The 6,569-nt window shown below is 45.6% G+C and carries 11 protein-coding genes and 1 tRNA gene; 7 read left to right on the plus strand and 5 right to left on the minus strand.

Annotated elements, in window-relative coordinates:
• Positions 1–148 precede the first annotated feature (148 nt).
• Together TOI97_RS12930 and TOI97_RS12935 are read left to right on the plus strand one after the other, a co-directional pair.
• Positions 149–403: a hypothetical protein gene (locus TOI97_RS12930; RefSeq protein WP_321554544.1), complete on the plus strand. Its 255-nt coding sequence runs from the start codon at positions 149–151 to the stop codon at positions 401–403.
• A 139-nt stretch (positions 404–542) separates the two neighbouring features.
• Positions 543–728, plus strand: a complete 186-nt coding sequence (locus TOI97_RS12935; protein ID WP_321554553.1) for a zinc ribbon domain-containing protein — start codon at positions 543–545, stop codon at positions 726–728.
• Positions 729–751: 23 nt separating this feature from the next.
• Here the strand turns inward: TOI97_RS12935 and TOI97_RS12940 are convergent, their stop codons facing one another.
• Entirely contained in the window at positions 752–2,068 is a 1,317-nt protein-coding gene (locus TOI97_RS12940; RefSeq protein WP_321554545.1) for a bifunctional DedA family/phosphatase PAP2 family protein, read from the minus strand.
• A 240-nt stretch (positions 2,069–2,308) separates the two neighbouring features.
• On the opposite strand from TOI97_RS12940, the gene TOI97_RS12945 reads away from it, so the two are divergent.
• Positions 2,309–2,572, plus strand: a complete 264-nt coding sequence (locus tag TOI97_RS12945; RefSeq protein ID WP_321554546.1) for a YheU family protein — start codon at positions 2,309–2,311, stop codon at positions 2,570–2,572.
• Positions 2,573–2,668: 96 nt separating this feature from the next.
• Positions 2,669–2,890 carry a YgdI/YgdR family lipoprotein gene (locus TOI97_RS12950; RefSeq protein WP_321554547.1) on the plus strand — a complete coding sequence of 74 codons (222 nt, stop codon included), beginning with the start codon at positions 2,669–2,671 and terminating at the stop codon, positions 2,888–2,890.
• A gap of 66 nt (positions 2,891–2,956) precedes the next feature.
• Here the strand turns inward: TOI97_RS12950 and TOI97_RS12955 are convergent, their stop codons facing one another.
• From TOI97_RS12955 to dinB, 3 genes are all read right to left on the minus strand, one after another.
• Positions 2,957–3,529, minus strand: coding sequence for a DUF3087 family protein (locus tag TOI97_RS12955; RefSeq protein WP_321554548.1), 573 nt, complete (start codon positions 3,527–3,529; stop codon positions 2,957–2,959).
• A 125-nt stretch (positions 3,530–3,654) separates the two neighbouring features.
• Positions 3,655–4,098: a YqaA family protein gene (locus tag TOI97_RS12960; protein ID WP_321554549.1), complete on the minus strand. Its 444-nt coding sequence runs from the start codon at positions 4,096–4,098 to the stop codon at positions 3,655–3,657.
• A 46-nt stretch (positions 4,099–4,144) separates the two neighbouring features.
• Positions 4,145–5,209: a DNA polymerase IV gene (gene dinB / locus TOI97_RS12965; RefSeq protein WP_321554554.1), complete on the minus strand. Its 1,065-nt coding sequence runs from the start codon at positions 5,207–5,209 to the stop codon at positions 4,145–4,147.
• Between the two features lie 133 nt (positions 5,210–5,342).
• Between dinB and TOI97_RS12970 the strand changes: the two genes are divergently transcribed.
• A tRNA-Met gene (locus TOI97_RS12970) sits at positions 5,343–5,419 on the plus strand.
• Positions 5,420–5,648: 229 nt separating this feature from the next.
• On the opposite strand, the gene TOI97_RS12975 is transcribed toward TOI97_RS12970, so the two are convergent.
• Complete coding sequence (locus TOI97_RS12975) at positions 5,649–5,861, minus strand: helix-turn-helix domain-containing protein (RefSeq protein ID WP_321554550.1); 213 nt, start codon at positions 5,859–5,861, stop codon at positions 5,649–5,651.
• A gap of 150 nt (positions 5,862–6,011) precedes the next feature.
• Between TOI97_RS12975 and TOI97_RS12980 the strand changes: the two genes are divergently transcribed.
• Positions 6,012–6,257, plus strand: coding sequence for a hypothetical protein (locus TOI97_RS12980; RefSeq protein WP_321554551.1), 246 nt, complete (start codon positions 6,012–6,014; stop codon positions 6,255–6,257).
• Positions 6,250–6,465, plus strand: coding sequence for an Arm DNA-binding domain-containing protein (locus tag TOI97_RS12985; RefSeq protein WP_321554552.1), 216 nt, complete (start codon positions 6,250–6,252; stop codon positions 6,463–6,465). Before TOI97_RS12980 ends, TOI97_RS12985 begins: the two co-directional genes overlap by 8 nt.
• Positions 6,466–6,569 lie beyond the last annotated feature (104 nt).

Below are 6,569 nucleotides of genomic sequence, written 5' to 3' on the forward strand. Positions count from 1 at the left end.
GCACTACTTAAATGCCCTTTAAGGTATTTTCGTACCGCGTTTATTTTAAAAGCTTTGGTGTGTTTCGGTCTTTTCATTGTGAACCCTTCCAGTTGAAAGTTTAGTCCAACTTTAGGGGTTCACTCCACATGTGCCCTTGCTAAACCGCATGGCTCGCAGCGTCAATTTCGTTTGGAACTTTGTTAATGAATTAAGTCAACGCTCGATTAAAGAGCGTGGTGTGTTTTTGTCAGCTCAAGTTGGACGCGACTACCTTGGCCTTGAAGAGAAACTAGTCACAGCGCAAAGGGCTAGAAATAAAACTCAAGTCAAAACCATTCATGCGAAAATTACTAACCGTAGAAAAGACGCATTGCACAAGTTTAGCTGCCCCTCACCAACCGTTGCGGTGAAATCTATGTGACAATGTCAGTCGCTTCAAATGTGTTAAAACCAAGATGGCTAAGGCAGTATTGGGTGCTGGCAGGGGGCAATTAAAAACAATGCTAGAATAGAAATGAGCTCACGCAGGCATTGTTTTTAAGGACGGTGACGAAGCATACATCACCCAAGCCTATTCAAGTTGTGGTAGCTTGCCCGAATCGAGGCTAAAAGGTATCGCAGGACTTGGAATAAGAGAATGGACGTGCAGTGGGTGCGGTGTCACCCATGACCTCGATATAAACGCGGCGCAAAATATTCCCGCGGTAGGGCATGGCCGTCTAACAGTGGAAATCTCCGTCCTTTAGTTCGGGAAGGATGTCAAGAAGTTTCAGTAAGCGTACATTTTTAAGGTGCTGGCAAAGTCCCAGCTGAGCGTAGTGGCGAATGCTATCAATAGTACAAGCACAATCACGCGCCAGTGTAGTTTGGTTAAGGCTGGAATAGGCTGGCGAGCTTGTATAAGCAATAAATTGAGTGCACAAACTGTGCTAGCTAATAAAGCGCCGGCCAAGATATCTGTTGGCCAGTGTGCAGTTAAATATACCCTCGATACAGCGATTAACGTTGCAGGAATAAATGCCGCAGACATCCAAATAGCACGCCAACGTTGTGGTTGTTGGCGTCCAGCCAATACGCCAAGCACCAAAAAGAAAGCAAATCCAGAGGCGCTATGACCGCTAGGAAAGCTGAAGTTTGATAAAGGCTCGAGTAGTATTTCAGGGCGTGTTCGCGCAAAAATATGTTTAAATGTGTAGTTACTGAGGGTTACCGTGAGTAGCGTGATTGCTGTAAAAAATAAAGCGCGGTACTGTTTAAATAGCAAGAGTAAAGTGCAGAGTAAGGTACTTACAGTCAGCTGTGTAGAAAAATCACCTAAGCGGGTTATCGCGGTCATAATTTGATCAAAGCTTGAAGTACGCATAATTTGGCTTAGATCATGTAAGTAAGTATCAAACACTGCTAAGTGTTGAAAGCCTAGCATCAAGCTCAGTAAAGCAAGAGCGCACAGAGAGGCAGCAATGAAACTACTGCTTCGCCAAGCACGTAACGAGCTAAAAATACTGGCTGCCGCACATATGGTTAAAATAGCGATGACCCATCCCGCTTCTAGCCAAAAACCTTTTGGTGGGTTCAGATCAAGTGCGGCACCTACCATCCAACCGGGTAAAGTATAAGCAATGGCCCAGCCTGCCGCAGCAATAATGCTCACAATGAAAAATCGTGACCGAGGCATGGCTAGCATGCCAGCAACCATTGGTAGAATAGGGCGTAACGGGCCGATAAAACGTCCAAGTACAAGGCTTAATGCTCCGTAGCGCTCAAAGTGAATTTGTGCGCTTATTAACCAATGTGGATTTTTACGTAGCAAGGGGAGTCGAGGGACTTTATGCTTTAAGCGATGACCTAAAGCGTAAGATAAAACATCGCCACTTAAACCACCCAACCAAGACAGCAGTAATAAAGCCGGTAAGCCTAGGTCACTGCTGCCGGCGATAACTGCCAGGGCAAACATCAGAACCACTCCGGGCAAAACAATGCCCACTAAAGCCAAACACTCTAAAAGCGCGGTGATAAAAATTAAGGCGCCGAGCCAGTAAATACTGCCATGGGACCAGGCTAAAGCGGTCTGGATAAACTCATTCATGCGCAAAGTATATAGCCGATGTGGATAGCAATCAGGTACAGTGGATGAATCACTGCAGTGCTAATGCATAACCCTATGTATAGAAAAGCGCAGTGCCGAGCCAGTAGGCCGATGCTGCGAACCTAAATATTGAAGTTTAACGGTATTCTATAAAAAACTCTAAGAGTGCAATTGATTACTGAGTGTACGCGTGCTGTGTGTGCAGTATATTGTTTTGTCTTGTGTAGGCTTTAATCATTTATGTTGATCCCTTATAAACAGTTGAGCGCAGAAACTTTAGCTGGCTTAATTGAAGACTTTGTGACTCGTGATGGTACTGATAATGGTGATGAAACACCTTTATTAACCCGTATTGAGCGGGTGCGTCATGCTTTAGATAGCGGGCAAGCGGTCATTCTTTTTGATATTGAAAGTCAGCAGTGCCAGCTGTGCTTACGACGTGATGTACCGCAGTATATGCTGGATGATTTAGAGGCACTGACTGCAGCAACCACTCAAGACTAAAGACGCGTTGTTGGAGTATATCGCTGCGTTTAAGCTGAACTTGTTAGGGCTCTGTGAGTCAAAATCAGTATCGCTCAATAATGGAGATCACCCCACATGGGTAAAAAAAATCTGATGACCTTATTTGCCTGCACAACCTTATTTGTATTAGTTGGTTGCAGCACACCCGCGGTGATTACCTTAAAAGATGGTGAGCAAATTGAAACCAAAGATAAGCCTCGATATGACGAGGACAGTGGTTTTTATCAGTTTGAGCAGGAAGATGGTAAGCCTGTACAAGTGAATAAAGATGAAATCCACACCATTAAAATCAAATAGACACAACTCATAAGGCTCACAGTGTTAGTGCCGGTGTTGGTTGTAGTCAACAGCGGCACCGGCGTGTTATTTTTTAGGCGCTTTAAATGTTTTAACTGTCTCTAACCAAACGGGGTTGAGTGTTGGTTGATCAGTGGGCAGGCCCAACTCTTCCATTTTTGCTTTGTGCGCACTGACTTCATACGCAAGCTCGCTTGTTTCTCCAGTATTACCATCTATTTTATGCATCTGTGATAATCCTAAATGATAAAAGCGCAACAGTTTCATTGCGTCAGGATTTTGCTCAGCTACGCCCGCTTTTACATGATGCATCACATTAGTCACGCTCATTAAACTGCGCTTAAGCTGCCAACTGTATAAGCTTTCTGCCATCCAGGCTTGCTTACTGAATAGTGTTCGGACCAGTATCGCAGTGACCGCTACGCCGGCTAATACACCTGTAATATTGTAGCGAACGTTGTCGCCGCCCGGCTCACCAAAAAACATCACTAGCAAGCTGGAGTACAGCATTGCCAGAGAAACAAATACCGTAATGATGATCCAGCTGGCTTTGCGGGTTTTCTGGCGGTACACCTCGGGGTCAATCTCAGCCAGTTTAAAAGGCTCGGTAGTTTTGTTAGAAGATAAAGACTTACGCATAAAGGTACCAACATTAGGGTTGAATAGAGTGGAAGAGTAGCGCCATGATACCTGAGCCGACGGAGTGGGCCCACTGTTAACTTTTGAACTATAGATGCTTGATTATTGGGGTGGAGCTAGTGTGCTTAACTGTTTAGAACATGTACTGTGGCGTAAGCCAATAGACTGTAGCGACTGATCTTGGCAATGCTTACCAATAAAGTAAAGCGCCAAAAAGGCTCGCGTAAAACACCTGCTACTAAGGTTAAAGGGTCACCAATGATGGGTACCCAGCTGAAGAGTAAGCTCCAACGTCCATAGCGTTGATACCATTTTTGTGCTCGATTAAGCTGTATTGGCTTAAAAGGGAACCAGCGGCGACCTTGCCAGCGTTGTAGCTGCCTTCCAAGCCACCAGTTGATTTGCGAACCCAGTATATTGCCTATAGATGCAGCCAAAACTAATCCGTATACCGCGCTTGGGTCTAAATATAGCAGGGCGACTAGCCCAGCCTCCGACTGCATCGGTAATAAAGTCGCAGCAATGCAAGCCGTGACGGCTAATCCGAGGTAGCTGATCCAACTCAGCACAGCTTGTTGCCTTTGAAGGTTAGGGGGCTGAAATTAAACATCAGGCTCATGGATCAAACAAGTCCAATTGCACGGCATCTTGTTGCTGTAGGTCGTGTAAACGCACCCCAACACCCAGGAGGCGTACGGGTTTATTACCGCGCATGAATGCCGCCGACAATAATAGCTGGTAACTGTTTAATTCAATGGGGGCACCGGCTTGCTCGATGGTGGTTTGGGTAAAATCATGAAACTTTACTTTTACAAAAGGCTTGTCGGGGCGATAGTCTGCATCTAAACGGGCTTGGCGGCGAGTAAGGGCTTCCAGTAAGGTTGGTAATTCAGCTAGGCAAGTAGCTAAATCAGGCAGGTCACGGTCAAAAGTGCGTTCCACACTGATGCTTTGTCGGCGGCTGTCGGATTGCACGGGGCGATCATCTATGCCGCGAGCTAAGGACCAAAGGCGTTCACCAAATGCACCAAAAGCTTGAGTGAGAGAGAGCAGGCTGTGTTCACGCAGTTGAGCACAATCATGAATCCCCATGCGTGCTAACTTCGCTGCAGTGACTTTTCCTACGCCATGGAGTTTAGTTACAGGTAAACCTAAAACAAAATCATCTACGTCATCAGGTGTAATTACAAAAAGCCCATCAGGCTTACGCCAATCTGAAGCAATTTTAGCGAGAAATTTATTCGGGGCGACACCGGCTGATACCACCAAACGCAGCTCTTGCCAAACCCTGCTGCGAATTTCCTTAGCGATTAAAGTGCCACTACCTGAACATAAAGTGCAGTCGCTGACATCCAGAAAGGCTTCATCTAAAGATAGAGGCTCAATGCAATCAGTATAGTCATGCAAAATATTGTGAATGTGTCGCGAGGCTTCACGGTATACATCCATGCGAGGTTTGAGTACAACAAGGTCAGGACAGAGTTTGAGGGCTCGAGCAGTGGGCATAGCCGAATGTACACCCCAAGAGCGTGCTTCATAGTTGCAGGTCGCAATAACACCGCGCCGTTCTGCTGAACCACCTACGGCGACAGCACGACCGTGCAGGCGTGGATCATCACGCACCTCAATGGCTGCATAAAAACAATCAGCGTCAATGTGAATGATTTTGCGCGAACTCAATGTCCCTGTAACCCCGATAAACAGTGCATCTAAAGCCAGTAGTCTAACATTAGCCAAGGGCGAGTCGGGCACTTTAAAGAAGATAAAGGCAATTAAGGTTTGACAAGTATTCTAAAGTCGCTATACTTTGCGCCGCGGGATGGAGCAGTCTGGTAGCTCGTCGGGCTCATAACCCGAAGGTCGTAGGTTCAAATCCTGCTCCCGCAACCAGATACTAAAGCCTTAACTTTCAATAAGTTAGGGCTTTTTTTATGCCTGCAATTCCTGTCTTAAAAACTGCCTAAAAAGCCTCTGTGACACTTCTGTGACGCATGTGTGACAAATCGCTCAGACCGATTTTTCCCAACTCAGCAAAAACGACCTTAAGTCTTTTTTTGTCACACTATCTTAAATGTTATTTTGCCAGCGTATTACTGTGCCATCCTTGGCCGCTTCCCGACTACTCTGTACTGTCTGGTAAGTACTCCAACAAATCACTGACCTCGCACTGAAATAGCTTGCATAGCTTGTCGAGTGCATCGAGCTCAATACGCTGCGCGGTTTCTTTATAAAGAAGAGTCACCGTATTTCGATTTAAGCCTGTCTCCCGGGCTACATCAGCAATATTCATCTTGTGCTCGCCCATCATGCGAGCAAGGTGGCAACGAACCATAAAATCATCCTAAATATAAAAATATCATTCTAAATGACAAAAAGTGCTTGCAAATGCAATCCTGTCGCGTAATATGTTATTCAAGATGACATTTCGTTATTAGAAACGTCTTTTAGCTATCTAGAATAAACTAGCGAGAGGAAGAATGCGATGAGTACTTCATACACATATCTGACTACTGAGGAACTAGCAGAGCGAATCAAGTATGACTGCCGAACCATTAGGCAGTCGCTGAAAGATACTGTTCTGCTTGAGGGTCTCCATTACATCAAACCATTTGGCCGTCGAAAGATTCTTTTCCTTTGGGAAGAGGTTGAGAAAACAATGCTGACTAGCGCCCGTAACGAAGAGTCTTTGGCTATTCCTATGGCTAACGGGGGCGTCTGCTATGTCTAAAGTTCGAGTTCGTAAAGAAACCGGTAAGCTCTACCTTGACTTCATGTATGCGGGTCATCGCTGCCGCGAGCAAACAATACTTACTGATACGCCTGCAAACCGAAAGCAAGTAGAAGCTTTGCTATCAAAAGTACAGGCCAAAATTCTTTTGGGCGAATTGGATTACGCAGAGTTTTTCCCGGGAAGTGGACTTCCCCTAAAACACTAGACACTCCTTAAGTTAGAATAAACCTTTAGGAGAGCATCATGGCAAAACCACGTTTTACACCTGAATTCAAAGCTGAGGCCATCAAACAAATAACCGAACGCGGT

It is taken from the genome of Denitrificimonas halotolerans (assembly GCF_034259425.1).
GTDB classification, from domain to species: domain Bacteria; phylum Pseudomonadota; class Gammaproteobacteria; order Pseudomonadales; family Pseudomonadaceae; genus Denitrificimonas; species Denitrificimonas halotolerans.

Coding starts and splice junctions, on each gene's coding strand:
- TOI97_RS12930 (WP_321554544.1), top strand. CDS start 149: ATGGCTCGCAGCGTCAATTTCGTTTGGAACTTTGTTAATGAATTAAGT.
- TOI97_RS12940 (WP_321554545.1), bottom strand. CDS start 2,068: ATGAATGAGTTTATCCAGACCGCTTTAGCCTGGTCCCATGGCAGTATT.
- TOI97_RS12945 (WP_321554546.1), top strand. CDS start 2,309: ATGTTGATCCCTTATAAACAGTTGAGCGCAGAAACTTTAGCTGGCTTA.
- TOI97_RS12950 (WP_321554547.1), top strand. CDS start 2,669: ATGGGTAAAAAAAATCTGATGACCTTATTTGCCTGCACAACCTTATTT.
- TOI97_RS12955 (WP_321554548.1), bottom strand. CDS start 3,529: ATGCGTAAGTCTTTATCTTCTAACAAAACTACCGAGCCTTTTAAACTG.
- TOI97_RS12975 (WP_321554550.1), bottom strand. CDS start 5,861: ATGGTTCGTTGCCACCTTGCTCGCATGATGGGCGAGCACAAGATGAAT.
- TOI97_RS12980 (WP_321554551.1), top strand. CDS start 6,012: ATGAGTACTTCATACACATATCTGACTACTGAGGAACTAGCAGAGCGA.
- TOI97_RS12985 (WP_321554552.1), top strand. CDS start 6,250: ATGTCTAAAGTTCGAGTTCGTAAAGAAACCGGTAAGCTCTACCTTGAC.